We start from the raw sequence: 26,476 nt of genomic DNA, 5'->3' as shown, positions 1-26,476 counted from the left end.
TTTGATAATGGAATACAGCCTGCAGGTCAAAGGCGAATACCAAAATAAGCAAGCGCGCAAATAGTTATTATTCACCGATAAAAGAACCACAAGCCATAAACCACAAACCGCCGCCTAAAACTTCAACTCAGGAAATTTAGCTTCCAAAAACTCCAGCACGCCACTATTCCGGATCCTGTTCTCCCAGGTCAGCGACTCAACACCAGGTTTTGAGAACGGGAATGCATTGACCGCCTCCCAGGTGAGGTTAGAGCAATCGGGTTGTAAATAGAAGAAGTTACCGCCATATTGTTGCTGAAACTGTTCAGCCCAGGCATACCGGGTGGTAATAATGGGCAGGCCGAGGGCGGCGTACTCGAGCAGTTTGGTAGAAGTTTGCCGGTTGAACGGCTCCTTATCTATCATATAATTGATACCAAACCGCGCTTTTAAAATGTAGGAATCCATGGAATTATAGGGGAGGGGCCCCATAAATACGATATTCTCATAACCGCCATAGGCGTTTTGAAGGTATTCGTAGTCTTTTCCTATCAGCAGCAGGGTTTGTTGCTTAAGCGCGCCGGTACTGAAGCAGTTGAGCAGGTTTTCGGGCTGCCGAACGGGCGACAGGTCGCCGGTATATACAAAGTCGTATTCTTTTTCGTGTAAAAAAAGATCGGTCAGCAGCCAGTTTTCCGGTACGCCCATATCGCGGTAACCAAAGGGAATGTGATCGTGAAAATTGAACGCCCTGCGTACGTATTCATTCAAAAAAAGCCGGAAATCGGGTTGGGCATTGAAAAAACTTTTCCACCAGTTCTTCCACCGGCGCCAGGGGGGTACCGAGGAGGAGCAATATTCATGGATCTTAAAAATACCTTCTTTGGGTTTGGTGAGGTCGGTTCCCATCATCCACCACTCCACATGACGGTGCATCAGGCCCAGGTCGTTCTTATTGACTGTTTCACACGTTATATTGTAGCCCGAAAAGAAACGCGTGTAGGCGTCCATTTCGGGCAAAAAGGCTTTATTATTATGAACAAATGCGATTATCATGGGCTGGTAAATAGGGATAAATTTATCAATTAGATGACAGACTGTTTGTACTTTTGCGCTTTCTTAAAAAAGTCGGTTGGGATTTGGGGGAGCTGTCTCTCACCAGCAAATTAACACTCAATCAGCATTTTACATACAATTAACATGGAAGTAACAGTAAAAACGGCTAAACAACTACGTCTTACCGAAGAAGAATTTGAACTGATAAAACAAAAACTCGGCCGTACGCCCAATTTTACCGAATTGTGCGCTTTCAGCGGTATGTGGAGTGAGCATTGCAGTTACAAAAATTCAATTAAGTGGTTGAAGACATTGCCCCGCGAAGGCAAAAAAATGCTGGTAAAGGCTGGTGAGGAAAACGCGGGTTTGATGGATATTGGCGATGGCTTCGGTGTTGTATTTAAAATAGAATCTCATAACCATCCCTCTGCCATTGAACCGTTTCAGGGCGCTGCTACCGGGGTTGGTGGTATTCATCGTGATATTTTTACCATGGGCGCACGGCCGATCGCCTCGCTCAATTCATTACGGTTCGGTAACCTCAAAGAAGCCAAAACACAGCACCTGCTGGCCGGTGTGGTACACGGCATCGGCCATTACGGCAACTGTTTTGGCGTACCTACCGTTGGGGGTGAAATTTACTTTGAACAATGTTATCATACCAACCCGCTCGTGAACGCCATGAGCGTGGGTATCGTAAAAAATGGCGAAACCATTTCTGCTACCGCCAAGGGCATAGGCAACCCGGTGTTCTTTGTAGGTTCTGCCACCGGTAAGGACGGTATCGGCGGCGCATCTTTCGCTTCGGCCGATATTACCGCCGAAAGTGTTGAAGAATTACCTGCGGTACAGGTGGGCGACCCCTTCCAGGAAAAGAAACTGCTCGAGGCCTGTCTTGAAGTAATTAAGACCGGCGCCGTTGTAGGCATGCAGGATATGGGTGCGGCCGGCATCATTTGTTCTACCGCCGAAATGAGCGCCAAAGGCGAAGTAGGTATGCGTATCGACCTCGATAAAGTGCCTACCCGTCAAAAAAATATGAAGGCCTGGGAACTGTTGCTGAGCGAAAGCCAGGAGCGGATGCTGATGGTTGTGGAGAAAGGCCGCGAAGCCGATGTGCTGCGCGTGTTCGATAAATGGGACCTGCCCTGTTCCGAAATAGGCGAGGTAACCAATGACGGCATCCTGCATTTCTATATGCATGGCGTGCTGGAAGCTACGCTGCCTGCCAATGAACTGGTATTGGGCGGCGGCGCTCCGCAGTATACCCGCGAGTACAAAGAACCTGCTTACTTCGAAAAGATAAATGCATTCAAAGCTGACACTGTTGAAGTGCCTGCCGATCTGAAAGCAGTGGCCGAACAGCTTATTACCATTCCCAATATTGCCAATAAACGTTGGGTGTATGTACAATACGATAGCATGGTTGGCGCCGGTACTTCTACCACCAATTTACCTGCCGATGCAGCGGTGGTAGTAGCCAAACCCACCAATAAAGGACTGGCCCTTACAACCGATTGCAACAGCCGGTATGTGTATGCCAACCCGTTCGTAGGTGGTATGATTGCCGTATCTGAAGCAGCCCGCAATATCGTTTGCAGTGGCGGCCAGCCCCTTGGCATTACCAACTGCCTCAACTTTGGCAACCCCTACGATCCGCAGGTGTATTACCAGTTCGTATATGCATTGAAGGGAATGAGCGAAGCCTGTAAGAAATTCGATACCCCGGTTACCGGCGGTAACGTAAGTTTTTACAACCAGAACCCCGATGGCGCGGTTTATCCTACCCCAACTATTGGTATGGTGGGTTTGCTGGATAATGTGGATGCAAAAATGACCATGGATTTTAAACAGGCCGGCGACCAGTTATTCCTGATCGGTACCAGCAGGAACGATATCAATTCAAGTGAATACCTGCATAAAATAAAGAATGTGGAGTTCAGCGGGGCCCCGCATTTCGACCTGGAAGAAGAGGCTGCTTTACAGAACAAGATCGCTGAACTGATAAAAGCCGGTGTAATTGAATCGGCGCACGATACCAGCGAAGGCGGTTTGTTCATTGCGTTGATCGAAAGCTGTTTCAACCGCAACCTGGGTTTTGACGTAAAAGCTGCCAAAGCCGACATCCGCAAAGATGCTTACTGGTTTGGCGAGGCGCAAAGCCGGGTAGTGGTAAGTGTGAAAGCCGGTAAGGTAGAAGCGTTTAAAAAGGTATTGGGCGGCCACCCGTACGAGCAGTTGGGCCAGGTTACTGCCGGCGCCGTTACCATCGATGGTAATAACTGGGGCACTGTTCAATCGTGGAAAGATAAATACGATACGGCCATCGAAAAATTACTGGCAGGTCATGAAAGCGAACATGCATTGAGTGCGTTGTAAGTAGTTTACAGTTGGCAGTTTTCAGTTGGCAGTTGTCCTGTGCAAAGAGTATAATTAAGTGCAGGCATTCTTAATTTATGGATTGCTGATCACAAATTGCTAACTGAAGTGAAAGCATGTTGAATTTAATAGTTCAGTTCGAACTGTGATTAACTGCCAATTGCCAACTGCCAACTGCAGATGCTAATTAAATAACATAGCAACAGTTAATGAACAAAGAATCAATCATAGTAATAACCGGCGCCGCGGGTTTCATTGGAAGCTGCCTCGCCGGTTTTCTGAATTCGAAAGGATATAACAAACTTATTCTGGTAGATGATTTCAGCAAGGTGGAAAAAACGCCCAACCTCGAAGGAAAACAATACCGGGAAAAAGTAGAGCGTGAACAGTTTTTCGACTGGCTGGCTGAAAAGAAACCATCGATCGGGTTTATATTCCATATCGGCGCCCGTACCGATACTACCGAATTCGACTACAGCATACACCAGCATTTGAACGTAGACTATTCGCAGAAGATCTGGCAATACTGCACTGAGAATAAGGTGCCGGTAGTATATGCCTCTTCAGCCGCTACCTATGGTTCGGGCGAAGAAGGGTACAATGACGACCATGCCATCGTATATGCATTGAAACCATTGAACCCCTATGGCGTTTCAAAAAACGAGTTCGATAAATGGGCCCTGCAGCAAACAACGCAACCGCCGTTCTGGGCGGGGTTGAAGTTCTTTAATGTGTACGGTCCCAATGAATATCATAAAGGCCGTATGGCCAGTGTGATCTGGCATTCGTTCAACCAGATCAACCGGCAGGGATTTGTGAAATTGTTCAAATCGCATAAGGAAGGGTACAAGGATGGGCAGCAGCTGCGCGACTTTGTATACGTTAAAGATGTGTTGAAGGTCTGTTACTGGCTGATGGAGCAATTTGAAAAAGGGAATGGCAATGTAACCAGCGGGTTATATAACCTCGGTACCGGCAAGGCGAGAAGTTTTGAAGACCTGGCGAAGGCTACCTTCAGCGGTTTGGATAAAGAAGCGAAGATCGAATTCATTCCCATGCCGGAAGATATCCGTGACAAATACCAGTATTTCACCGAGGCCAATATGCAAAAGCTGAAAGATGCCGGGTATACCGATAGTTTTTATTCACTTGAAGAAGGTGTGAATGATTATGTGAGAAATTACCTGGCGAAAGGCGGTTATTATTAGTAAGGCGGTAGAAAGGTTAAGGTATAAAATTCAGGTGGTCAACGTTTGTTTTGAAAGATCGAATTGAGTAACCACAAACTATAAACTGCTACCTAAATCCACCAAACAGAATTTATGAATAAAAAGATTGCTATAATAGGTGGAGGTAACCTTGGAACCGCCATCGCAGAAGGACTGATCAATAGCGGGTTTACCTTACCAGAGCATATACTCATTACCAAACGGAATATAAAAACACTGGCTGCGCTGGAAAAACGCGGCGTGCTGGTGAGTGATAACAACGAAGAAGCAGTTCGTTATGCCGATATGATCATTCTGGCGGTAAAGCCGTTCCAGGTGGATGATATATTGGGTAAGCTGAAATCATTGCTGATTCCCGAAAGGCATGTGCTGGTATCGGTGATCACCGGTATTACCATTGGGCATATGCAAAAAGCGGTGGAGAATAAAGTTCCGGTTATCAGGGCCATGCCCAATACGGCCATTGCTATACAGGAAAGCATGACCTGCCTGGCAGGCTCACACGATGTAAGCAGCGATTATGTGTCCTATATGGAAGATCTGTTCAACCAGTTGGGTAAAGCGGTATGGATAGATGAAAAGCTGATGGATGCAGCCACTGTACTGGGGGCATGCGGCACCGCATATGCCATGCGGTATATTCGCGCCAACATTCAGGGGGGGATAGAAATTGGTTTCGATGCGGCTACCGCGAGTCTGATTGCAGCGCAAACGGTAAAAGGCGCTGCTGAATTATTATTGAAAAAAGGCGCTCACCCCGAGCAGGAGATCGATAAAGTAACTACACCCAAGGGCTGCACCATTGCCGGACTGAACGAAATGGAGCACCAGGGTTTTAGTTCGTCGCTCATCAAAGGAATTGTGGCCAGCTACGATAAAATTGCAAAGGATAGCTAACTCAACCGGGTAAAACCGGCCGCCTGTTAAATAAAATTTATGTTATAACGTTAATAGAGCGGTATATATGACCGAGGGCAGGAATTAAACGTGTTTTAGTTACGGAAAGCGTGAAATTACAGTAACATGTATTCGTAGTTGTACGAATATGGTAAAAAAGAATATGTTTGCTTGCAATTGAAACAAAATTTTCGTTGCTTTGTTGCGCGAAAAAGTTAAAACCGTACCCCTCAAGGTAATAACCCATCAGCACTTATGAAAAAGGAACGATTTAGTTTTTTTATACTTTTTGTTGAAATTGCAGCAATTATTTTTTTACATTCTGCCAAGAACAGGGAAGCGGAAGGAAAAGGTGTGGCCAGTTCAAAAAAAGCTGCCGTTACATCACCTTCCTACCAGTTAAAAGCCCTTTCGTTCACTAAAGTAAAATAGTACCATCTATATACTTTATTGGAGCCCCTGGCCCTGCCGGGGGCTTTGTTTTGAGCCCCATACATCGCCGAAACCTGCCTCTATAGCGCCAAACTGCTTCCTTTAGCGCCCAACAGGCTGATTTTAACCGCTTTTTAATGCAATTCACTGCCCATGGCCCGGTTTTCCACACCGGTAAAAATGGTGCTTTTCTGGCGCGGGAATTTGCCGTAACTTTGCACGACCTCCCGGAATTATTTTTCCATTAAGTGTTATAAATATCCGCTGGTCATGTGAATTGCTTTCAAATTATTTGTGGCTAATTACGGAGTAAAACGAATTGAAATAAATAACCATACATTATGGCCAAGCATATTTTTGTTACCGGTGGGGTAACTTCATCTTTAGGAAAAGGGATTATTGCAGCTTCGCTGGCAAAACTGTTGCAGGCGAGGGGATTGAGGGTAACAATTCAGAAGTTCGATCCTTACATCAACGTTGATCCGGGTACGCTTAACCCATACGAGCATGGGGAGTGTTATGTTACTGAAGATGGCGCCGAAACCGATCTTGACCTCGGGCACTACGAGCGCTTTCTGAACATTTTCACTTCACAGTCGAACAACGTAACTACAGGCCGCATTTATCAAACCGTTATCAATAAGGAACGCGAAGGCGCATATCTGGGTAAAACCGTTCAGGTGGTGCCGCATATAACCGACGAGATCAAACGCCGCATGTTATTATTGGGTACTACCAATGAATACGACATCATAATCACCGAGCTGGGTGGTACCGTTGGCGACATCGAAAGCCTTCCGTTCATAGAGGCATTGCGTCAGTTACAATGGGAACTGCCCGAAGAGGATACCGTTGTGGTGCACCTGACGCTGATCCCCTACCTGAAAGCGGCGAAGGAGTTAAAAACAAAACCAACCCAGCACAGTATAAAGATGCTGAGCCAGGAAGGTGTTCACCCCGATATCATCGTTTGCCGCACCGAAAAAACGCTGACACCCGATCTGCGCCGTAAGATCGCCCTGTTCTGTAATGTAAAACAGGAAGCGGTAATTGAAGCTGCCGATGCGCCAACGATCTATGAAGTACCGCTGGCCATGATGCGCGAGAAGCTCGATCTTATTTGTTTGAAAAAACTGAACATCACCGGCTATCACGAACCCGATCTGCAAAAGTGGAAAGAGTTCCTCGATAAACTGAAATATCCCAAGAGCCAGGTTACTATAGGCCTTATTGGTAAATATATAGAGCTGCAGGACGCTTATAAATCGATTCTCGAAGCCTTTGTACATGCCGGCGCCATGAATGAATGCAAGGTGCAGATCCAGAATGTGCACAGTGAATTCATTACCCCCGAGAACGTAGGTGAAAAGCTGGCTAACCTCGATGGTTTGCTGGTAGCGCCGGGTTTTGGCCATCGCGGGGTGGAAGGAAAGATCCTGGCGGTAAAATATGCCCGCGAAAACAAACTGCCGTTCTTTGGTATTTGTTTGGGTATGCAAATGGCCGTTATTGAATTTGCCCGCAACGTATTGGGATTGAAAGATTCGCATTCTACCGAAATGAACGCCAGTACGCCCGATCCGGTTATCGACCTCATGGAAGAGCAAAAAGCCGTTACCTCAAAAGGCGGCACCATGCGTTTGGGCGCATATAACTGCGAAACCATGGAAGGCAGTCTGGCCCGCCAGATCTACAACAACCAGGTGATCAGCGAGCGTCACCGTCACCGCTGGGAGTTCAACAACCGCTACCTGAACCAGTTTCAGGAAGCCGGCATGGTTGCCAGTGGTAAAAACATTGAAAGCCAACTGGTTGAAATTGTTGAACTGCCTGCGCATCCATTCTTTATCGGTGTTCAATACCACCCCGAATTAAAGAGCACAGTTGAGAACCCACACCCCATTTTTGTGAATTTCGTGAAGGCCGCCAAGGAGTATACCGAGAAAAAGGCCACGGTAAAGAACCCGCTGCTCCAGAGCGAAATGATATAAAACGGTTATAGTTGTGGCTTATGGTTTGTTGTTTGTGGTTATTGACGAAGTTCGAAGTGCCTGCTTAAACGGCGGCTGCTTTAATTGCAGAAATTTATTAAAAGATAATGCTGCGGTTTTGCAATTGTATCAGGCTGATATTCAGCGCAAACTGCTCAAAGTGCAGAACAACCGCAAACTACAAACAACAAACCACAAACTCGTATTCCCCTATCTTTGCACCTCTTCTAAACTAGTAGTATAATGAACATGGACCGCAATACGGTGATTGGCTTTGTGTTGTTAGCGCTTTTACTGTTTGTTTATCTTTTTATTTCTACCAAAAACAGTCGCGAATTACAGGCGAAACAGCAACAGAAAACAGATTCAGTCGCCCAGGTACAACGTGTACGGGATTCAATTCGCTTAGCTAACGATACCACCGCCAAAGTCACAACAGCAGTAGATTCTAACCAACTCGCCACCCGCGGTGTTGAAGAATTAACAGTAGTTGAAAATGAAGTAGTTAAGATCAGCTTTACCAATAAAGGCGGTCAGCCGAAACAGGTTGAGCTCAAAAGCTATAAATCGCTTATCAATGGTAAACCGGTGGTGCTGAACAATACGGCATTCGATAAGTTCTCGTACCCCATCAACACCGGTAATAACAATGCTGCCCAGATAGCCGATCTGTATTTTGCCACCCCAAAAGTGGTGAAAAATGCAGATAACAGTCAAACGGTAGTTTACCAGCTGGCGGTTCCCGGCCAGGGTGCGGTTACCCACCAGTTCACCCTCAGGCCAAATGATTACCTGATAGACTGGGCGGTTCAAATGGCGGGCGCCGATAAAATGCTTACTTCGGGAAAATTCAACCTCATTTGGCAGCAGCAGCCCAGCCAGCAGGAAACCGATGTAAAATACGAGCGCACACAAACCACCGTTGGCTATTATGAGGACAATGAGTTTGATTACATTCAGACAAAATCTGCCAAAGCATTTGAAAAGCCGGTACAATGGGTAAGCGTTTCACAGCAGTTCTTCAATACCACGCTTATTGCATCGAAAAGTAACTTTTCCGGTGGCGATATCAAATTCATCAAGAATCTTGAAGACACCACTTCGAAAATAGCCGAAGTGACCACTACGCTGCAAACACAGGTGCCATTGGGGCCAAACGCCAATGTACCGATGCAGTTGTATTTTGGTCCAAACGATTATAGCATTCTGCGCAAGCATAAGAACGAGATCCCCGAAATGGATAAGATCGTTAACCTTGGCCGCGACATGTATGCCTTTGTACGCCCCATCAACAAATACATTGTGATGCCGGTGTTCGACTTCTTTAAAAGCTGGGGCGTAGGCCTGGGTATTGCCATTGCCCTGCTTACCTTATTTATACGTTTGCTTACATCACCGCTGGTGTATACCAGCTACCTGAGCGGCGCCAAAATGAAAGCCCTACGGCCCGAGATCGATAAGCTGAAAGAAAAATACAACAACGATCAGCAACAGGTAGGCGTTGAGCAAATGAAATTATTCCGCGAAGCCGGGGTGAACCCGCTGGGCGGTTGTATACCGGCGTTGTTACAGATCCCGATCTTCTTTGCATTGTATAGTTTCTTTAACTCGAATATCGATCTGCGCGGGGTCGATTTCCTGTGGGCCGATAACCTGGCAGCATACGATGTTATCCTGCGCTGGGGTTTCCATTTTCCCGGACTGGGCAATCACCTGAGTTTGTTTACGATCACAGCGGTACTGACCAGCTTCCTGATCTCTGTATATAACATGAACATGACGCCCGATCAAAACAATCCGGCGCTCAAGTACATGCCCTATATTTTCCCGTTCATCTTATTGTTCGTGTTTAACGGGTTGCCGGCGGCGTTGACCTGGTATTATACCGTGTCGAACGTGATAACGCTGATCTTGCAGTTCGTAATTCAGAACTACATCATCGACCACGATAAGATCCTGGCGAAGATCGAGGAGAACCGGAAAAAGCCCAAAGGCAAATCGAAATGGCAGGAGCGGCTGGAAGCCATGCAGGAAGCACAGGCCCAGGCGCAAAAGGCCAAAAGCCAGCAGAAGAAGTAGGTTATAATAGGTTATAAGAAAATTTTGTATAGAAAGGTGAGTTTCCGAAAAAAGGAGGCTCACCTTTTTGATAGGAGATAAAAGTAGGAAGTAAGAAGTAGGAAGTAAGAAGTAGGAAATATGAAGAACCCGAATTTCGGGAGGGCTGAAGTTGCAGCGACTTCCCGTTTCCAGAGGTTAAATGTTTTTTGAAATCTGCATAATAAGGCTCTTCTTACTTCCTACTTCTTACCTCTTACTTCGGTTCTCTGGTCATAAAAGCTTCATTTTTAACATAATTATCAATAAACCACGAGTTTACTTTTCAAAATTTACCTTGTCTTTGTATTTTACATAGCAACTATTATCGGCTTGTGATCATCTTGCTATTATTTAGAACCCCAGATCATGAAAAAACATATTGTAATACTGTTAGTTAGTTGTTTTGGAACACTTTATACTGCCAATGCGCAGCGTAAGGTGGGCGAGCTTACGTTGGTATACGATGCCAGTATTTCAAGCGGAAGCAAAGAGCCTAAGCTGGCCGATGCCTTTGACGGGCATACCAAAACGATATATATAAAGGGCAATATGAGCCGTGCCGAAATAGCCAGCGCCATCTTTTCATCGGCGGCCATTCACGATTCCAAGGCGGGTACCTCGGTTGTATTGAAAGAAGTGAGCGGGCAGAAGCTACTTACCAGGATGACCAGTGAGAACTGGGCTGAAGCCAATAAACGCTACGATGGGATAACATTCGCCAATACCAGCGAAACAAAGACCATTGCGGGTTATAACTGTATAAAAGCGGTGGCCACTTTCCCCGACGGAACTACGTTTTCAGTGTTTTATACGCCGGATATTGTGCCGGAGAACAAAGATTATGAGTACCTTTTCAAGAACCTGAACGGCCTGCCGCTGGAATATGAGCTGGTGCAGGGAAAACTCACCATCAAGTACACGGTATCAAAAATCAATCTGAACCCCGTACCGGCTTCAAAATTCGACATACCTAAATCAGGCTACCGCGAAATGACCTATGAAGAGAGTAAAAAAATGAACGTCAATAATTGAGCTGAATAAAACCGGTTTGATTATTTACGTAACCGGATCTTCAGATCAAAAGCGTTCAGGTTGTTGCGATTGTAAGATGATTTATCGGGAGTAGTATTTACTACCCGGCTTCTGTTATAAGGCAGAATGAACACCTTATTGCCTTGCTGATAAGTCACTACAGTACTGCGTGTAATGAAGTTGTTGGAGCGCACACTGCTGAAGGTGCGGCTGCCTGTGTAAGCAGGACCTGCTTTCAGCGTGAAGCCATTGGTCGTTCTGATTGGAGTGAAATCGGGTTTGCGAAGCGCCTCTGCTTTCTTTTTATCACCACCTCCGCTGCTGGCCAGCGCAAGCGCAAATGCCCCGATCATCGCACAACTGATGATGGTCTTTTTAAGCATGTGGTTAAGTTTTAGCGTAGAGTTCACTTGCATATTGAGTACAAAAATATAAAAAAATATTTAGTTTTTTTTAACCGTTGAGATTAAAGTTTATATATCCCTTAACGATTAAGACACATAAATGTTACGGATTTCATAAAGAAAGGGTTGGTTTTTTTACAATTTTTTGGTTTCTATCTGTAAAACGCTGTTATCCAGCTGTAAATGTTTTTCCGCTCCTTCCATCCGGTTTAGCCGCGGATAGAATAAATACTACAATTACCTACAGGTAAGTAGTTATAATTATTGTCCACATGTGTCAAAAATTAAAATTGGTATACACCAGTGAAAATCCTATTTTACATTAACCTACTATTTAAATAAATGAGAGAAAATCCGTTTCGTCAGGATAATGAAGAAATCAGGGAGTTAGTTAAGCAGTTCCAGAATCTGAAAGCGGGTCGTGGCAATTCTTTCCTTGAGGAAGAAGCATTTGAAAAGATTATCGATTACTTTGATGATGTAGAAGACCTGCCGCAGGCACTGGAAGCCGCTGAAATGGGCATTGAACAATACCCCTATTCCTCAGCTTTGCTTATTAAAAAGGCCGATCTGTTAATAGCTACCCGGCATTATAACGACGCCCTCGAAATACTCGACCACGCAGAATTACTCGATAGCAACGATATCAACCTGTACATTTTAAAAACAGATGTTTACCTGGCGCTCGATCAGCAGGAAAAGGCGGTAGAACTGTTGGAAAATGCCCTGCAGTTGTTCGATGGCCAGGAACGGATAGAGTTGCTGTTCGAACTGGCCGATGTGTATGATGATTACGAGGAATTCGATAAGATCTTCGACTGCCTGAAACTTATTCTGGAACAGGAGCCCAACAATGAGGAAGCATTGTACAAGATCTGTTTCTGGACCGACTTTACCGGCCGCAATGAAGAAAGCATTACCCTGCATAACCAGATCATAGAGGAAAACCCATACAGCGAGCTGGCCTGGTTTAACCTGGCAGCGGCTTTCCAGGGATTGAAACTATATGAAAAAGCCATCGACGCCTACAAGTATGCCGTGGCTATCGACGAGAAGTTCGATTATGCCTACCGTAATATGGGCGACGCTTTTATCCGGTTACGGAAATACAGGGATGCCATAGAAGTGCTGGAAAAAGTGCTGGAGCTGTCGCGCCCCGAAGATGTGATCTACGAAGCAATTGGCCACTGCTACGACCGCATGAAGAACTTTGCACAGGCCCGCTTCTATTACCGCAAGGCTTCGCACCTGAACCAGGGCGATAGCAAGCTGTATTATAAAATAGCCTGTACCTATATTAATGAGGAGCAATGGTCCATGGCTGTTAAACAGCTTGAAAGCGCCATGCAGATCCACCGTTTGCAACCGGAGTACAACCTGGCGATGGGAGAATGCAAGATGCAGCTGGGCGATTACAAAGAAGCTATACAATATTTTTCTAATGTAGTACGGCAAAGGCCGCGTAATATCTCCAGCTGGGAGGCGCTGATCCGCTGTTTGTACCAGGGCGAGTTTTACGAAGAAGCGCTTGAACAGGCCAAAGCGGCTATCAAGATCACCGAATCGAAACCGATCTTTATATATTACCTCAGCGCTATTTACCTGGCATTGGGCAAAACCAAGGAAGCCCTGTTACAACTTGAAGCGGCGCTTACCGCCTCACCCAGGTTGTTGAAGAAGCTGATACACCTGAACCCCGCTGTTTTACGGCATCAGCTGGTAATAGAGGTAATAGCGCATCATAAGAAGAACAAGTAGGCAATAAGCAATAGACAATAGGCAAAGATCATACTGCAGGCCTCGCTGCAAGCAGGCATGCTACCTAATAAATAAAAGATGGAAGCCGCGACCGGTCACGAACCTGTTGCGGCTTTATTGTGTTAAAGGCTGAATTTAAATCCATTTTAACAAATGCTTTTGGTAGCCTGATGGTTTTTCGGGGTGGATGGTTTGTCTATTTGCACTTGTTACTTGCTAATTGTTTTGCCCTTTGCCAATTGCCTATTGCCTGTTGGTTCTCATTGTCAATTGTCAATTGATTCCATTATTTTTGCGGCTGCTTTAAAAATCGTTGCACAAAAAAACAAGGAATGAATTTTAACCTCACACAGATTCCCGAAAGGATAAAGAAACCACGCAATAGCGGCATTACAATGGTAATGGACAAAGGCCTGAGCATTCCGGAAGCGCAGAATATGATGAGTGTCGGACACCCCCACATCGATATCGTAAAGCTCGGCTTTGGTACATCCTTCGTAACACCGAACCTGCGCGAAAAGATCGAAGTTTACAAATCGTACGACATTCCCGTTTATTTTGGTGGCACTTTGTTTGAGGCGTTCCTGATCCGTAACCAGTTCAATGATTATATCAGTGTTTGTAAAGATTATGGTATAACTTATATGGAGGTGAGCGACGGATCTATCAATATCCCGCACGCTGAAAAATGCGGTTATATTGAAAAGCTGGCAAAGCACGGAACGGTGTTGAGTGAAGTTGGAAGTAAAGATGCTGCCCACATTATTCCCCCTTACAAATGGATTGAACTGATGCGCGCCGAACTGGACGCCGGTTCATCGTATGTGATCGCCGAAGCCCGTGAAGCCGGCAACGTAGGTATTTACCGCGGAAGCGGTGAAGTGCGTGAAGGCCTGGTACAGGAGATCCTTACACAAATTCCCGGTGAAAAGATCCTTTGGGAAGCGCCGCAAAAAGCACAGCAATTGTATTTTATCGAGCTGCTGGGCTGTAACGTAAACCTGGGTAATATTGCACCCACCGAAGTAATTCCTTTGGAAACGATGCGTATTGGTTTGCGCGGCGATACGTTCAATTTGTTCCTGAATGGAGTGGAGAAGAAGTAGGAAGGTTGATGAATTCATAATGTAACGTTTATAAGGTTACAGTTACCGGTTTCCGGTTCCCTGTTTCCGGGAAATACAGGCAGCCGGCTTCAAGGCGAACCTGGTAACTGGTACCCGGTAACTGGTAACTTTCACGTTTGCCGTTTCACGTTTCACGACTGAAATTAGCGGGGCAAACAATAGTTAAACACTTCAACAATGAGAAGATATGGCTTGATTGGCTACCCTTTAAGCCATTCATTTTCCCAGAAATATTTTACTGAAAAGTTCCGGCGGGAAGGCATCACGGATTGCGTGTATGAGAATTTCCCGCTGGAAACTATCGATGAATTTGCTGCGCTTATTCAAAGCCAACCCGGCCTGAACGGCCTTAACGTTACCATCCCTTATAAGGAAAAAGTAATTCCCTTTCTCTCCGCCCAAAGTAATGTGGTCAAATCTATAGGAGCCTGTAATTGCATAAGGATAGAAAATGGTATGCTCACCGGCCACAATACCGATGTGGTTGGTTTTGAAGAATCATTACGGCCTTTGTTGCAGCCGCATCACAGGAAGGCGCTGGTGCTGGGCACCGGCGGCGCTGCCAAAGCCGTGCATTATGTGCTTGATAAACTGGGCATCGCCTTTTATGAAGTATCCCGCACACCAGGTAACGCCCGACAACTCTCGTACCAGCAGGTTGATGAAACCGTTATACAAGAACATGAGGTGATCATCAATACCAGTCCGCTCGGCATGTACCCCAACGTCAATGAATGCCCGGCGTTGCCTTACCAGGCGCTTACGCCAAAGCATTACCTGTTCGATCTGGTTTATAATCCTGATAAGACCTTATTTCTGCAAAAAGGGGAGGAGCAGGGGGCTGCTATCAAAAACGGGCATGATATGCTTATTATTCAGGCGGAGGAAAGTTGGAGGATCTGGTCAATGTGATAATGTGATAATTCGATAATGTGATAATGGAATACAGCTGAATATGCTAATGTGCTGATTTGCTAATGTGCTAATGGAATACAGTTATGCATGAATGCTAAAAACAGCTTCAAGCAGCAAGCTATAAGCAAATGCAATTTTCGTTAAGCCCACTGGCGTTTGATGTTTTGGCTTTCCAACTTTTCTCGTTGCCTCTATGCCTTCATGCCATATTGATCAAAGTTTCAATTTTTCAACAACCTCTGTTGGGATGGCAGTAACTTTCTTTTTACTGTAATCGTAACAAACCATGCCGGTTTTGGCAACGGCTACCGGTACGGTTTTGTCGCCGGCGCGTTTTTCGAGTTTATAATACAGGTCGAAAGATATTTTTGAAAAGTCGCCCGCTTTTACGGAAACGAGCACTTCATCGCCATAGAACAGTTCGCTTTTGAATTCGATGGCCACATCGCTCATGATGAGCCCAACGCCCGCCAGATCGAGTTCGCCATAGCCCAGTTGCCTCAGGTATTGTACCCGCGCTTCATGGATCATAGAGAGAATGGTGTCGTTGCCAACATGTTTACCGTAGTTAAGATCGGTAATGCGTACAGGGATGGCGGTGGAAAATGTGAATTGCTCAGGTAGTTCAACTTTTATTCTGGCCATGGTTTATTAGAGTATTGCTCCTTTCTAATGCTTCATTTCTCATTTTATTCCTCATCCGCAACCAACAGATCTCTCAATTCGAGAATGTCGGTAAAACTGGTAGCGGTAGGAACGAAGGATGCCTGATGCAGGAATTTTTCTTTCCATTCGCTGAAGCGGATCTTCCACAGGCTGCTTTCGCGGGTCATGAGGTCGAACTCATCCTGCGGTTCCACATCCTGGTTGATGGCGCTGATGATATGCAGGAATTTGGAAGAAATACGGGTTTGTTCACCGTTGGGGCTGGTAACGGTGATATAACAATCATCGGGTGAAATGAGTTTTTTATCAAGGATGACCTGGCCTTTGGCATCGCGGATAAGCGGGGCCTCAACCGTTGGGTTGTTGTTCTCCGTGAAATCGACCTGCACATCATCCATACCTGAATAGCTGGTGGCTATGGGCTGATAATCGTACCAGGCAGTACGGCGGGCGCCATGGCGGTTGCCGTATTTCCGGTTAATGATGTTGGTTTCTACATCGGTTAAAGCAGCCAGCGGCTTTTGGCTCAGCTGTTCCCGCTCAACCGGGCGTTCGCCAATTTCAGTATCCATGGTGCGTAACCGGGCCGGGGAGCGGTCACTGACAGGTGAGGGTTGCTCCTGCGGCGTTACGGTGGCGATATCAGTTGAATTGTTTTTGGCTGAAAAATACCAGGCGCCGATGGCAAGTAAAACCATGGCAGCGGCGGCGGCAATGGCTTTACGGCTATGCATGGAAATAAGCCGGCCTTCTTTTTTGGCAGGTTGCCGGGGTAAGCGGGCGGCGATCTTTTTCCAAACGGCTGCGGGCGGCGTTACAAGCAGCTCATACATTTTTTGGCCAACGGAAGCTTCATCTGCCTTTAATTCCGTATCCAGTTGGACGGTAATATCGGCCCATACGCCGGGGGGCGGCGTTACCGAAATATCGTGCATTTTTTGTGCAACGGGAAGTTCAGCGGCATCAAATTCAGCATCGAGCCTCGACTCAATGTGAGGCCATACGCCGGGTGGAGGCGGAACTTCCAGGTTATAGAGCGTATGTTTAATATTCGTTGCCATATTTACGGTTACCGGGTGTAGGATTTTTGTGTGTCGCTTAAATATTGAGCGACCTTTTTTTGTAAAACTGATTTGGCCCGCGCCAGTTGCGATTTGCTGGTTCCTTCACTTATTCCCAGCATATCACCGATCTCTTTATGCGAATACCCCTCTACCACGTACAGGTTGAATACTGCCCGGTAGCCGGGTGATAATTCCTGAACAATTTTTATAATGTCTTTTTCTGCCAGGCTTTCAAGGGCGGTTATGTCGGTATCTTCAATCGTTCCCTCTTCCTTTTCGGTAACCATCGACAATTTGGTCGATTTCTTCCGGAAATGTTCAATTGAGGTATTTACAAATACCCGCCTGATCCAGCCTTCGAAGGAGCCTTCTGCCCTGAAATGGTGTAAGTTCCTGTAGATTTTAATGAAACCTTCCTGCAGCAGATCCTGTGCATCCTCTACATTGCTGGCATATCGCAAACATACCGCGTACATTTTGGGAGAAAAGCGGTGATACAATTCTTCCTGCATGCGCCTTTCTCCGGCGATACATCCTTTTATTAAGTCGGATTCAGAAATCGTATAGTTGCTTTTTGGCTCCAAAAAATTTTAATCTAATATTTAAAAGTAAAACGCTAAATGCTGAACCCTGAACGCTGCACCCCGGATTTCGGGCTGTTCCAGAATATTCGAGAAGAACCCGTTTTGGGAAGCTGCGTTGCGTGTTAAGCCTTTAGCCTTAAGCGTTAAACTATCGTGTTTTCAGTACCTGTTCCTGCAAAAATAGTACAAGTTTAGCAGCTGCTTTTTTGCGATGACTGATCCCGTTCTTTTCGGCCATGGTCATTTGGGCAAAAGTGCGGTCGCCGCCGGCCGGTATAAACACCGGGTCGTAGCCAAAACCACCCGTACCTGCTGGTTCCCGGGTGATCACGCCTTCACAAATGCCTTCAAAAAGCCATTCCTTTCCTTCCCAGATCAGCGAAATTACCGTACGAAAACGCGCTTTCCTGTGATCTGAATTGCCCAGTTTATTCAATAATTTCTCCACATTTTTGTCGAAAGCTTTATCCTCCCCGGCATAACGGGCGCTTTTAACGCCGGGTTCGCCGTTCAGGGCTTCCACTTCGAGCCCCGTATCCTCGCTGAAGCAATGCCCGCCGGTAAGCTGGTGAATGGTGCGCGATTTTTCAGAAGCGTTTGCTTCCAGCGTATCGTGCGGTTCGGGAATATCGATATCGATACCGGCCTGTTTAAGGCTGATCACTTCAAGCTGATCGCCGATCGCTGCCTGAATTTCTTCGACTTTATGTTGATTATTGGTAGCGAAAATTAGTTTCATTATTAACGATATATCAACTAATGGATGTATTTCATTATCACATTAGCATATTATCAAATTATCACATTGGCTATAAAAACATCCGTTTCAAACATTCCCACAACTTCTTCTTCAATCCTTTTGCCACATCGGTATCCTGGTTCAACTGGCTAAGCGCCGGTGTAAACAGGTAGGTTGTACCGGCATAAGGTTGCTCCTTGAACGCCGGAAAATTTATAGGAAGCTGAATTTCATCAGGTTCTACCCCAAATAACAACAGGAACCGGGGCTGTAACTGAACTTTCACCCTGTCGATGGTTACCGCGGCGGTGGCATGGTTTACGATGGCCACATCGGCCATGTTCAGCTTACAGGCGTCGAGCATTTTTGTCAGGAACTGCAGGTCGCCTTCTGGAACAAAAACGTCTTGCGGGCAGTTTACCACGACAGTGATCTGTTTTTTATTATTCCCAAGGATCTTATAAGGCGGCAGATCGGCCAAACCGGGCGTTTTGGCTGTAACTGGTTCCTGTACCGGTGGCTTGGCAACAGGTTGTTTTTCAACCGCTGCCGGCCCGGGTTCGGCAACCGCTGTTTCCGGAAGCGGCTGAAACCCATCGGCAGCCGAAGGCTGGATCAGCGTATTCCGGTACAGATCGGCAATTACAAAGCCCGGTAATTTTATATTAGATAAGCTCATTTTGTGCAATAGATTCCTAATCAAACAAATATCGGTAATCAGGCGCAAACTGTTATACGAACACTTGTTAGTAATTTATTTGACAGCCCCAAAGTTTATTTGTTTATTTGCGGCTCAAAAATACTTGATTATGGTTGAAGCTTATAGTATCCCTGTTACAAAAGTTGAACGTAGCAGGTTACCTGAAATTACGCTCAAAGACATTCCGTTTGGCCGAACCTTTACCGATCACATGCTGGAAGCGGATTACATCAATGGTGAATGGAAAAATGTTGAAATAAAGCCCTACCAGCCGCTGATGGTAAGCCCTTCACTGGCCGCCCTACATTACGGGCAGTCCATTTTCGAAGGCATAAAAGCCTATAAGAATGAGGCAGGTGAGGCATTTATTTTCAGGCCATATGACAATTATAAACGATTCAATTTATCTGCCGCCCGCATGGAGATGCCTACTGTGCCTGAAGATATCTTTATCGAAGGTATGCGGCAACTGATTGCACTTGACAGCAACTGGATCCCCGCCATGCACGACCACTCGCTGTACATTCGCCCGTTCATGTTCTCTTCAGACGAAATGATCGGTGTGCGCCCTTCGGAAAATTATAAGTTCATGATCATTTTGGCGCCCACGGGCCCTTACTACAGTACGCCCATGCGTATAAAGGTAGAAGAAACTTATACCCGTGCCGCCCCGGGTGGGGTAGGGCAGGCCAAGGCCGCCGGCAACTACGGTTCGGCCATGTATGTGACGGCCCAGGCCAAAAAGCAGGGGTTCGACCAGGTTTTATGGACCGATGTATATGAGCATAAATATGTACAGGAAGCCGGCACCATGAACGTTTTCTTTGTGATCGGGGATACGGCGGTTACGCCCGATCTGACGCCGGGCACCATTCTGGCAGGCGTAACCCGCGACAGCGTAATGACCATTTTGGAAGAAATGGGGCTTAAGGTGGAAGAAAGGCCCGTGTCGATCGATATGTTGATAGAAGCCTATAAGGCCGGGGAACTGCGCGAAGTGTTTGGTACGGGTACCGCCGCCACCGTTTCGCTGATCCGGGAACTGAAGTACAAGGATTTTGCCATGAGCTTCGACACGCAAAAATTTACGGTGACCGCGGAGATCAAAAACCGCCTCGATGCCATTCGCGAAGGTCATGCCCCGGATAAATACGGGTGGATGGTCAGTGTGTAAGCATTAAATAATATTTGGATAAGACCTCCCCGCCGGAGGTCTTTTTTGACCATTTTTGAATGATTTTTACGGGTAAAATTCCTCGTTTTCCGTTTATTTTGCACGAACCGGGTGGTTTATCCACATTATCCGGGAAAAATGAACGTGATTTTTTTGGTTATAAATTTTATCCGCTTAACTTTGCCGTCCCAAAATCAAAAGGTTCAGAATGCCTACTATACAACAATTGGTAAGAAAAGGAAGAGAAATCATTAAGGCTAAAAGCAAGTCAAGAGCTTTAGACTCCTGTCCTTTCCGTCGTGGTGTGTGCACCCGTGTTTATACAACCACTCCTAAAAAGCCTAACTCAGCTTTGCGCAAAGTGGCTAAAGTTCGTTTAACAAACAAAGTTGAGGTGATTGCCTACATCCCCGGTGAAGGTCACAACCTGCAGGAGCACTCAATTGTGCTGGTGCGCGGTGGTCGTGTGAAAGACTTACCAGGTGTACGTTACCACATCGTTCGCGGTAGCCTTGATACTGCAGGTGTTAAAGACCGTAAACAAAGCCGTTCCAAATACGGAACTAAAAAGGAAAAGGCTAAAAAATAATTAGTAAGACGCTCTACAAATTTTTATAAATGAGGAAGACAAAAGTCAAAAAGATTCCCTTAGCGCCTGATGCCAGGTATAATGATTTGATGGTGACAAGGTTCATCAACAACCTCATGTGGGAAGGAAAAAAGAATACAGCTTTCAACCTGTTCTATACCGCATTGGACCGCGTGTCTAAAACAACCGGTGAAAACGGGTACGAAATATGGAAAAAAGCCCTCAGCAATGTTACGCCTGCCGTAGAAGTACGCAGCCGTAGAATTGGTGGTGCTACTTTCCAGATCCCTGCCGAAGTTCGTGCAGACAGAAAGGTTTCTCTCAGCATGAAGTGGTTGATCCGCTACAGCCGCGAAAGAAACGGTCGCAGCATGTCGGAAAAACTGGCTAACGAGATCATCGCAGCCAGCAAGGGTGAAGGCGGTGCTTACAAAAAGAAAGAAGACACGCACCGTATGGCTGAAGCTAACAAGGCTTTCGCTCACTTCCGCGTATAACACTGATAAGTACATCTTACCATATACACCCACCGGTTTCCCGGTGGGTTTTTTAGTTTGTTTTCGGGCCACATAAGGGCAGAATAGTAAACAGACTTGTAGCCTGATGGCAGCGATATGGCCTCGACATTGTACACGAATCCTACAGGTATCCTACAGGGATGTATGTGTGCAAGGCCATTCCCAGGCAATACTCAGGCCATTCCCAGGCAATGCTCAGGCCATTACCTTACCATAACCCTGCCTGAAAACTCCTTCTTCCCGTTTTTCTGTATGATCACAAAATAGATCCCCGCTTTAAGCCGGTTCATGGGAATATTCTCCACTGTTTGCGTTAACCGGTATTGCAATGCTTTTTGCCCCAGGGTATTGAACAGGAACAGCCAGGTGCCGTTCTCCGGTTCTTCTTTGGTGAACACCGACATGGTGCCGGTTGCGCTTACCGGGTTGGGGAAAATAAGATAGCGGGTAGTAAGGAAATAATAAATGCTTTGCGGTTCGCTGTTGACAGACAACCCGTTCGTGAGGGTAACTTTAACGCGATATGTATTTACGCCATCGGCCAGTTTATTGTCGGCCGCTTCAAATTCGGGCGTTGTTACCGGCTGAATGGTTTGCAGCGGCTGCCATTCCCTGTTCACCAGTTTCTCGAACGTTATGCTTTTTACATTCAGCAAAGTGCCGATGGAAGCCGTTAGCCAACCCGTATTCCCGTTCTGCAGGTCGGCGAGAAAGTATTTCAGGTAGCAGTCAACTCCCTGTGTACGAAAATTGATGGTATATGCTTTCATGCCCTCGCGGGTACTGCTTATTACCGGTGCAATGGTATACCATAACAGGTTACCCGGCTGCCTGATGATAACACTGGTATCGGCCGCTGTTACCATCGGCTGCAGGTATTTTTCGCCAAGGCGGTAAACTGTGTATGATTGTATACCGGGTATTTTGTTCCAGTACAACATAGCCGAATCGGCACAGCTAAACCCCACGCGTACTGCAGGCGGAACGGAGATGGTGAAGGTGTCGGACGTAAATGTTTGTCCGTTGATGGTCATCCGCAGCAGGGCGGCGCTGTAAGTTTCAGGGGCCTGCCAGTACAACCTGCCTGTTGCCAGCGCCGTACCATTATCGATCGTTTGCCAGGTGAGGCCTTTGTCGATACTGAACTGCAGCAAACCCGTGTTGTTGGTGAAGGTGCTTGACCAGCGAAGCAGGTTGGCTTCACCGCCTTTTGCATAATCAACCGATGTGGGGTATTGCCATTGGAACTGATCGGCCGCCTGCGCCTGCCAGGCGATAAAAAACGACTGACTGCCTGAAGGAATCGAAAATCCATTTACCCTGATGGTATAGCTGCCGGCCGGGGGATTGTCGAGCGTGATCTGTTCTATATTATTAAGCGAATCTTTTTTGCGAACCGCAGGCGACAGCAGGGCGTTCAGGTTGGCTGTGTGGTTCAGCACCCAGGGTAACCAGCGTTGCGAGTTACCGTTATTCACCAGTTCCATATTCACATCGTTGATCAGGGCTTTGGGGGCATTGGCTGCGGCGGCAGGGTCGGTCCAGCAAATGGTTAATTTCAATAGCCTGGTATTGGCCGGAACCGTAATAGTATAGGTTTGCGTGCCGCTTTGCGATACGGCGCCGGAAAAAAAGCGGTCGTTCACGAGCGCCTGCAGTGCATTGTATGTGTTCAAAGTGCCAAAACCATTTTGAAAGTCGGGCCCATTTGTTCCCCGGTCATCGGCGCCATTCACCAGCACGGCCTTTAACAACGCTGACGGGGGCAGGCTGCCGCCGTTCTTTTCTTTATAATACTGTTGTAACAGCGCCACAGCGCCCGAGGTGTGAGCGGCTGCCCCTGAGCTGCCGTCTTCGCCAAAGGCTATCAGTTCGGGCTTTATGCGGCCATCGTATGCCGGGCCTCTTGAGCTGAGGTACGAAACGTTGCCAAACGAATCGGCGGCCCCAACCGTCAGGATGTTCTTCGCCATTTTGAAACTGCCGGTAAGGTTAGCCACATCGGGTATTCCGGCATACGCACCGGTACTTGTGTGGTTGCCCGAATTGCCCGATGAAAAAACATGCAGCAGTCCGGGGTTATTGATGGTGCTGGCGTCGTAAGCAGCCGCATCGGCGCCATAGTAATTTTCGAGGCCGGTGCCATAGGAATGGTTCTGTACAGAAACCCCGTATTGTTTGTATATGTTATCGCCATCGGGGAGGAGGGTGGCGAAATTCGATGAAATAATGGAGGCAGAGGGAACAACACCGCCGCCGGTATGAAAGGTGTTTCCGCCACCTGCAATGATGGTGCACATATAGGAGGCGTGTGATGAAATGAGTTCAGAGCTAAGCGGGGTGGAAATATAACGGCCGCGGAAATCGATGTCGGCTGTATCGGGTTTATTTTCTTTTACCGAAACGACCATGTTATTACCGTTCAAATTAGGGAAACGGCTATGCACCAGGTTGATGGTGTTTAAGCTGTTGTCGAACGGGTTTAAGGCCAGCTCTTCATACGGCTGGCGGGGAACATCCACAAAGCGAACAAAGGGCAGTGACAGGATGGTTGAATCAATGAAAGGGCCCTTTGCCGATACCACCAGTAAGCCGCCTGCATGTTCCTGAAGGATGGTAAGTGGTAATTTTTTATCGATAAAATAGTTTCGGGCAGAATCGGTGTTCGATGTTACGATCCAGAAAACCTGTGGCTGTTTATTGGCGAGCAGTTTGCGGTTGTTTTGAAGCACGGGCGACAGCTTGCGGCTGGTAACCGAAATAGCCTGTTGCGCCTGTAGTTGTTGTACGGTTAAAACAAGGATAAGCAGCAGAAGCCTGGTTTGTTTCATGATACAATCTACAAAATTTGGAAATGATGGCCTTACGCAGATCGATAAATAACAAAGCCGCAGCATTGAAAATTTACTAACACTACCGGGCATCCTAAGTTGATTTAAAACAATTTCTTATTACATGTTGCTGAGAACCATTCCCGGCTGATGGGTATAATATACATCTTATGCAACCCCGTTGCTTAATTTATTTAAGCGTTATGTTATAAAATTTATTAAATTGAAATTACCATTAATTTGTAAGCTATTAAAACGAAACACTTATGAGAATTGTTTACCTGAAGATGGCTGTTGCAATATCTGCCTGCGTTGTTGTATTGTTTGCCTGCCGTAAAAATGCGGCTACCGAACAGCTTACGACTCCCTCCGAAGAAGCCCTCGGTAAAATATACAACCTCGGATTCAGTAATAAGAATGTGCGCATCGATGAGGACGGGAATTACGTGGTAGAGGGGGATATTATTTTGAGCCGGGCCGACCTGGATGCTGCGCCCGGGATGCAGTTTTTTCGGGTAGGTGTGGAAGAACAATACCGCACGAACAACCTGGTTACCGGCCCGCGGGTAATTAAAGTGAGCCTTTCTTCGAAACTGCCAACATCATACAGGGCGGCGCTGGATGAGGCGCTTGCCCGTTATAATGCCGAAAACCTGTCGCTCACTTTTCAGCGGGTTTCTTCAGGCGCCGATATTTCAATAATAAAAGGAAATGGCAACTTCCTGGCATCGGCCGGTTTTCCTACAAGCACGGGCCAGCCTTATAGCCAGATCAAAGTAAATTCAAATGCAATGAACGGTCAGCCCCAGGGAACGGTAGCTTCGGTGCTGGCGCATGAAATAGGGCATTGCATCGGATTCCGTCATACCGATTATATGAACCGGTCGTACAGTTGTGGCGGCCAGGCGGTAAATGAGGGGGCGTCAACAGCAGGGGCGGTATATATTCCCGGCACTGCTGTAGGTCCTGATCCCAATTCATGGATGTTGTCGTGCATAGGTTCGGGGCAGAACCGTCCGTTCAATGCGAATGATAAGATCGCGTTGAATTTTTTGTATTAATAATTGAGGTCCAACAATAGGGCTAACTATAATGGTTGACCTATGGTTGCCGGTTGCCGGCTACCTGGTACCTGTTACCCGTTGCCCGTTGTTTGTTTCCGGTAACCTGTTTCCGGTTGTCCGTTGTTGTTCCCGGTAACCGGCCCCCGGAAACGCGCAACGCATTTTTGCTAATTCGTTGTACTAACCCTCTCGTATAGTGTATTTTAGTAATTCCTGAAATATTTTTCCACAATAACGGTGACCCTTACCGGTAACTGGGTAAAACCTGCGCGGTTCTGCAACCCCGTTGCCAATTTGCGAAAAAGCGAACTCGATAATTTCGTTAAATTGACAGAACGTTCACCACGCGTGCGCGGTGCAGTAACACTACCATTAACCGACATTAAATCTACAGTCACATGAGAAAGACTATTTTCACTTTAACTGCAGTTGCGGCAGCCTGCATGCTCACGTTATTTGCCTGCCGGAAAAATGTAAAAAGCGATAGCGATACCTCCAATTCTGCTGTTTCTGAAGACGTTCTGGCCAAGATCTATCAACTCGGTTTCAGCAACAAAAACGTAACCGCCGATGGAAACGGTAATTACATTGTTGAGGGCGACATCCTGATCAGCCAGGAAGAACTCGATGCGAAGCCCGAGATGCAGTTTTTGCGGGTTGGCGATGAAGAACAGTACCGGACCAACAACCTGGTTACCGGTTTGCCCCGAAACATTACGGTAAGTCTGGCTTCTGCCCTGGGTACCTGGTCAACAGCGCTGAATACAGCCATTTCGAGGTACAACGCGCTGGGGCTCAGGATCACTTTTACCCGGGTTACATCCGGCGCCAATATCCAGATCGTTAACGGATCGGGAAGTTTTCTGGCCTCTGCCGGTTTCCCATCGGGCGGAAATCCTTATAACAGGGTGATACTCAATAACAGCGCAGTATCAGGACAGCCTCAGAACACCGTGGCTACCATTCTGGCGCATGAAATAGGGCATTGCATCGGGTTCCGTCATACCGATTATATGAACCGGTCGTATAGTTGCGGCGGTTCGCCGGTAAATGAGGGCGCCTCTACTGTTGGGGCTGTGCACATTCCGGGAACACCTACCGGTCCGAGCGCCGGCAGCTGGATGCTTTCCTGTATTGGATCGGGCCAAAACCGTCCCTTTACATCCAGCGACATCACTGCTTTAAATTATCTGTATTAATTTTCCATTACCTGGTTGGTTACTGCACCGGAAAGTCCCGCCCATAGCG

24 protein-coding genes are annotated in these 26,476 nt (G+C 46.8%); 15 read left to right on the top strand and 9 right to left on the bottom strand.

Going from position 1 to position 26,476, the window contains the following annotated elements; genetic code table 11:
• Positions 1-114 precede the first annotated feature (114 nt).
• Positions 115-1,035, bottom strand: coding sequence for a glycosyltransferase (locus tag A4R26_RS15175; protein WP_081164596.1), 921 nt, complete (start codon positions 1,033-1,035; stop codon positions 115-117).
• Between the two features lie 144 nt (positions 1,036-1,179).
• Between A4R26_RS15175 and purL the strand changes: the two genes are divergently transcribed.
• The 7 genes from purL to A4R26_RS15135 all read left to right on the top strand — a co-directional run bounded on the left by purL (position 1,180) and on the right by A4R26_RS15135 (position 11,095).
• On the top strand, positions 1,180-3,414 hold the full coding sequence (gene purL / locus A4R26_RS15170) for a phosphoribosylformylglycinamidine synthase subunit PurL (protein ID WP_081164595.1): 2,235 nt from the start codon (positions 1,180-1,182) through the stop codon (positions 3,412-3,414).
• A gap of 209 nt (positions 3,415-3,623) precedes the next feature.
• Positions 3,624-4,622 (top strand): ADP-glyceromanno-heptose 6-epimerase, encoded by a 999-nt coding sequence (gene rfaD / locus A4R26_RS15165; RefSeq protein ID WP_207625757.1) that lies wholly within the window; start codon positions 3,624-3,626, stop codon positions 4,620-4,622.
• 114 nt (positions 4,623-4,736) lie between these two features.
• On the top strand, positions 4,737-5,540 hold the full coding sequence (gene proC / locus A4R26_RS15160) for a pyrroline-5-carboxylate reductase (RefSeq protein WP_081164594.1): 804 nt from the start codon (positions 4,737-4,739) through the stop codon (positions 5,538-5,540).
• 255 nt (positions 5,541-5,795) lie between these two features.
• Positions 5,796-5,972, top strand: coding sequence for a hypothetical protein (locus A4R26_RS35005; protein WP_165760280.1), 177 nt, complete (start codon positions 5,796-5,798; stop codon positions 5,970-5,972).
• 341 nt (positions 5,973-6,313) lie between these two features.
• Positions 6,314-7,963, top strand: a complete 1,650-nt coding sequence (gene pyrG, locus A4R26_RS15150; protein ID WP_081164592.1) for a CTP synthase — start codon at positions 6,314-6,316, stop codon at positions 7,961-7,963.
• 249 nt (positions 7,964-8,212) lie between these two features.
• Entirely contained in the window at positions 8,213-10,042 is a 1,830-nt protein-coding gene (yidC, locus tag A4R26_RS15140) for a membrane protein insertase YidC (protein WP_242674915.1), read from the top strand.
• 387 nt (positions 10,043-10,429) lie between these two features.
• Positions 10,430-11,095 carry a hypothetical protein gene (locus A4R26_RS15135; RefSeq protein WP_081164589.1) on the top strand — a complete coding sequence of 222 codons (666 nt, stop codon included), beginning with the start codon at positions 10,430-10,432 and terminating at the stop codon, positions 11,093-11,095.
• Between the two features lie 20 nt (positions 11,096-11,115).
• On the opposite strand, the gene A4R26_RS15130 is transcribed toward A4R26_RS15135, so the two are convergent.
• Positions 11,116-11,478, bottom strand: coding sequence for a hypothetical protein (locus A4R26_RS15130; RefSeq protein WP_081164588.1), 363 nt, complete (start codon positions 11,476-11,478; stop codon positions 11,116-11,118).
• A gap of 363 nt (positions 11,479-11,841) precedes the next feature.
• Here A4R26_RS15130 and A4R26_RS15125 point away from each other — a divergent pair, with 363 nt between their 5' ends.
• The 3 genes from A4R26_RS15125 to A4R26_RS15115 all read left to right on the top strand — a co-directional run bounded on the left by A4R26_RS15125 (position 11,842) and on the right by A4R26_RS15115 (position 15,296).
• A complete protein-coding gene (locus tag A4R26_RS15125) occupies positions 11,842-13,257 on the top strand; it encodes a tetratricopeptide repeat protein (RefSeq protein ID WP_081164587.1) in 1,416 nt (471 codons plus the stop codon).
• A gap of 332 nt (positions 13,258-13,589) precedes the next feature.
• On the top strand, positions 13,590-14,363 hold the full coding sequence (locus A4R26_RS15120) for a phosphosulfolactate synthase (RefSeq protein ID WP_081164586.1): 774 nt from the start codon (positions 13,590-13,592) through the stop codon (positions 14,361-14,363).
• Positions 14,364-14,561: 198 nt separating this feature from the next.
• Positions 14,562-15,296, top strand: a complete 735-nt coding sequence (locus tag A4R26_RS15115) for a shikimate dehydrogenase family protein (protein ID WP_081164585.1) — start codon at positions 14,562-14,564, stop codon at positions 15,294-15,296.
• 216 nt (positions 15,297-15,512) lie between these two features.
• Here the strand turns inward: A4R26_RS15115 and A4R26_RS15110 are convergent, their stop codons facing one another.
• The 5 genes from A4R26_RS15110 to A4R26_RS15090 form a co-directional block, all read right to left on the bottom strand.
• Positions 15,513-15,944 (bottom strand): acyl-CoA thioesterase, encoded by a 432-nt coding sequence (locus A4R26_RS15110; protein WP_081164584.1) that lies wholly within the window; start codon positions 15,942-15,944, stop codon positions 15,513-15,515.
• 44 nt (positions 15,945-15,988) lie between these two features.
• Positions 15,989-17,026, bottom strand: coding sequence for a hypothetical protein (locus A4R26_RS15105; protein ID WP_081164583.1), 1,038 nt, complete (start codon positions 17,024-17,026; stop codon positions 15,989-15,991).
• 8 nt (positions 17,027-17,034) lie between these two features.
• Positions 17,035-17,613 (bottom strand): RNA polymerase sigma factor, encoded by a 579-nt coding sequence (locus tag A4R26_RS15100; RefSeq protein ID WP_081164582.1) that lies wholly within the window; start codon positions 17,611-17,613, stop codon positions 17,035-17,037.
• Positions 17,614-17,761: 148 nt separating this feature from the next.
• Entirely contained in the window at positions 17,762-18,352 is a 591-nt protein-coding gene (rdgB, locus tag A4R26_RS15095) for an RdgB/HAM1 family non-canonical purine NTP pyrophosphatase (protein WP_081164581.1), read from the bottom strand.
• A 70-nt stretch (positions 18,353-18,422) separates the two neighbouring features.
• Positions 18,423-19,031, bottom strand: a complete 609-nt coding sequence (locus A4R26_RS15090) for a hypothetical protein (protein ID WP_081164580.1) — start codon at positions 19,029-19,031, stop codon at positions 18,423-18,425.
• A gap of 130 nt (positions 19,032-19,161) precedes the next feature.
• On the opposite strand from A4R26_RS15090, the gene A4R26_RS15085 reads away from it, so the two are divergent.
• The 3 genes from A4R26_RS15085 to rpsG all read left to right on the top strand — a co-directional run bounded on the left by A4R26_RS15085 (position 19,162) and on the right by rpsG (position 21,312).
• Positions 19,162-20,226, top strand: a complete 1,065-nt coding sequence (locus A4R26_RS15085; RefSeq protein ID WP_081164579.1) for a branched-chain amino acid aminotransferase — start codon at positions 19,162-19,164, stop codon at positions 20,224-20,226.
• A gap of 208 nt (positions 20,227-20,434) precedes the next feature.
• Positions 20,435-20,815, top strand: coding sequence for a 30S ribosomal protein S12 (rpsL, locus tag A4R26_RS15080; protein ID WP_014220863.1), 381 nt, complete (start codon positions 20,435-20,437; stop codon positions 20,813-20,815).
• Between the two features lie 29 nt (positions 20,816-20,844).
• The gene (gene rpsG, locus A4R26_RS15075; RefSeq protein WP_081164578.1) at positions 20,845-21,312 is read left to right on the top strand and encodes a 30S ribosomal protein S7; all 468 of its coding nucleotides are present in this window, start codon (positions 20,845-20,847) and stop codon (positions 21,310-21,312) included.
• A gap of 224 nt (positions 21,313-21,536) precedes the next feature.
• Here rpsG and A4R26_RS15070 read toward each other — a convergent pair whose 3' ends face one another.
• Positions 21,537-24,164 (bottom strand): S8 family serine peptidase, encoded by a 2,628-nt coding sequence (locus A4R26_RS15070; RefSeq protein ID WP_165760279.1) that lies wholly within the window; start codon positions 24,162-24,164, stop codon positions 21,537-21,539.
• A gap of 266 nt (positions 24,165-24,430) precedes the next feature.
• Between A4R26_RS15070 and A4R26_RS15065 the strand changes: the two genes are divergently transcribed.
• The gene (locus A4R26_RS15065; RefSeq protein ID WP_081164576.1) at positions 24,431-25,225 is read left to right on the top strand and encodes a M57 family metalloprotease; all 795 of its coding nucleotides are present in this window, start codon (positions 24,431-24,433) and stop codon (positions 25,223-25,225) included.
• A gap of 206 nt (positions 25,226-25,431) precedes the next feature.
• Here the strand turns inward: A4R26_RS15065 and A4R26_RS15060 are convergent, their stop codons facing one another.
• Complete coding sequence (locus tag A4R26_RS15060) at positions 25,432-25,626, bottom strand: hypothetical protein (RefSeq protein WP_133054681.1); 195 nt, start codon at positions 25,624-25,626, stop codon at positions 25,432-25,434.
• Between A4R26_RS15060 and A4R26_RS15055 the strand changes: the two genes are divergently transcribed.
• A complete protein-coding gene (locus A4R26_RS15055; protein ID WP_081164574.1) occupies positions 25,627-26,427 on the top strand; it encodes a M57 family metalloprotease in 801 nt (266 codons plus the stop codon). It abuts the gene before it with no gap.
• The last annotated feature ends 49 nt before the right edge of the window (positions 26,428-26,476 follow it).

This window comes from Niastella populi (assembly GCF_002078015.1).
Lineage (GTDB): Bacteria > Bacteroidota > Bacteroidia > Chitinophagales > Chitinophagaceae > Niastella > Niastella populi.
The sequence above is the reverse complement of the archived record's forward strand: the minus strand, read 5'-3'. Positions and strand labels throughout refer to the sequence as shown.

What these genes read in the sequence shown, in the direction of transcription:
- A4R26_RS15175 (WP_081164596.1), bottom strand. Translation starts at nt 1,035, where the DNA reads ATGATAATCGCATTTGTTCATAATAATAAAGCCTTTTTGCCCGAAATG.
- purL (WP_081164595.1), top strand. Translation starts at nt 1,180, where the DNA reads ATGGAAGTAACAGTAAAAACGGCTAAACAACTACGTCTTACCGAAGAA.
- rfaD (WP_207625757.1), top strand. Translation starts at nt 3,624, where the DNA reads ATGAACAAAGAATCAATCATAGTAATAACCGGCGCCGCGGGTTTCATT.
- proC (WP_081164594.1), top strand. Translation starts at nt 4,737, where the DNA reads ATGAATAAAAAGATTGCTATAATAGGTGGAGGTAACCTTGGAACCGCC.
- A4R26_RS35005 (WP_165760280.1), top strand. Translation starts at nt 5,796, where the DNA reads ATGAAAAAGGAACGATTTAGTTTTTTTATACTTTTTGTTGAAATTGCA.
- pyrG (WP_081164592.1), top strand. Translation starts at nt 6,314, where the DNA reads ATGGCCAAGCATATTTTTGTTACCGGTGGGGTAACTTCATCTTTAGGA.
- yidC (WP_242674915.1), top strand. Translation starts at nt 8,213, where the DNA reads ATGGACCGCAATACGGTGATTGGCTTTGTGTTGTTAGCGCTTTTACTG.
- A4R26_RS15135 (WP_081164589.1), top strand. Translation starts at nt 10,430, where the DNA reads ATGAAAAAACATATTGTAATACTGTTAGTTAGTTGTTTTGGAACACTT.
- A4R26_RS15130 (WP_081164588.1), bottom strand. Translation starts at nt 11,478, where the DNA reads ATGCTTAAAAAGACCATCATCAGTTGTGCGATGATCGGGGCATTTGCG.
- A4R26_RS15125 (WP_081164587.1), top strand. Translation starts at nt 11,842, where the DNA reads ATGAGAGAAAATCCGTTTCGTCAGGATAATGAAGAAATCAGGGAGTTA.
- A4R26_RS15120 (WP_081164586.1), top strand. Translation starts at nt 13,590, where the DNA reads ATGAATTTTAACCTCACACAGATTCCCGAAAGGATAAAGAAACCACGC.
- A4R26_RS15115 (WP_081164585.1), top strand. Translation starts at nt 14,562, where the DNA reads ATGAGAAGATATGGCTTGATTGGCTACCCTTTAAGCCATTCATTTTCC.
- A4R26_RS15110 (WP_081164584.1), bottom strand. Translation starts at nt 15,944, where the DNA reads ATGGCCAGAATAAAAGTTGAACTACCTGAGCAATTCACATTTTCCACC.
- A4R26_RS15105 (WP_081164583.1), bottom strand. Translation starts at nt 17,026, where the DNA reads ATGGCAACGAATATTAAACATACGCTCTATAACCTGGAAGTTCCGCCT.
- rdgB (WP_081164581.1), bottom strand. Translation starts at nt 18,352, where the DNA reads ATGAAACTAATTTTCGCTACCAATAATCAACATAAAGTCGAAGAAATT.
- A4R26_RS15090 (WP_081164580.1), bottom strand. Translation starts at nt 19,031, where the DNA reads ATGAGCTTATCTAATATAAAATTACCGGGCTTTGTAATTGCCGATCTG.
- A4R26_RS15085 (WP_081164579.1), top strand. Translation starts at nt 19,162, where the DNA reads ATGGTTGAAGCTTATAGTATCCCTGTTACAAAAGTTGAACGTAGCAGG.
- rpsL (WP_014220863.1), top strand. Translation starts at nt 20,435, where the DNA reads ATGCCTACTATACAACAATTGGTAAGAAAAGGAAGAGAAATCATTAAG.
- rpsG (WP_081164578.1), top strand. Translation starts at nt 20,845, where the DNA reads ATGAGGAAGACAAAAGTCAAAAAGATTCCCTTAGCGCCTGATGCCAGG.
- A4R26_RS15070 (WP_165760279.1), bottom strand. Translation starts at nt 24,164, where the DNA reads ATGAAACAAACCAGGCTTCTGCTGCTTATCCTTGTTTTAACCGTACAA.
- A4R26_RS15065 (WP_081164576.1), top strand. Translation starts at nt 24,431, where the DNA reads ATGAGAATTGTTTACCTGAAGATGGCTGTTGCAATATCTGCCTGCGTT.
- A4R26_RS15055 (WP_081164574.1), top strand. Translation starts at nt 25,627, where the DNA reads ATGAGAAAGACTATTTTCACTTTAACTGCAGTTGCGGCAGCCTGCATG.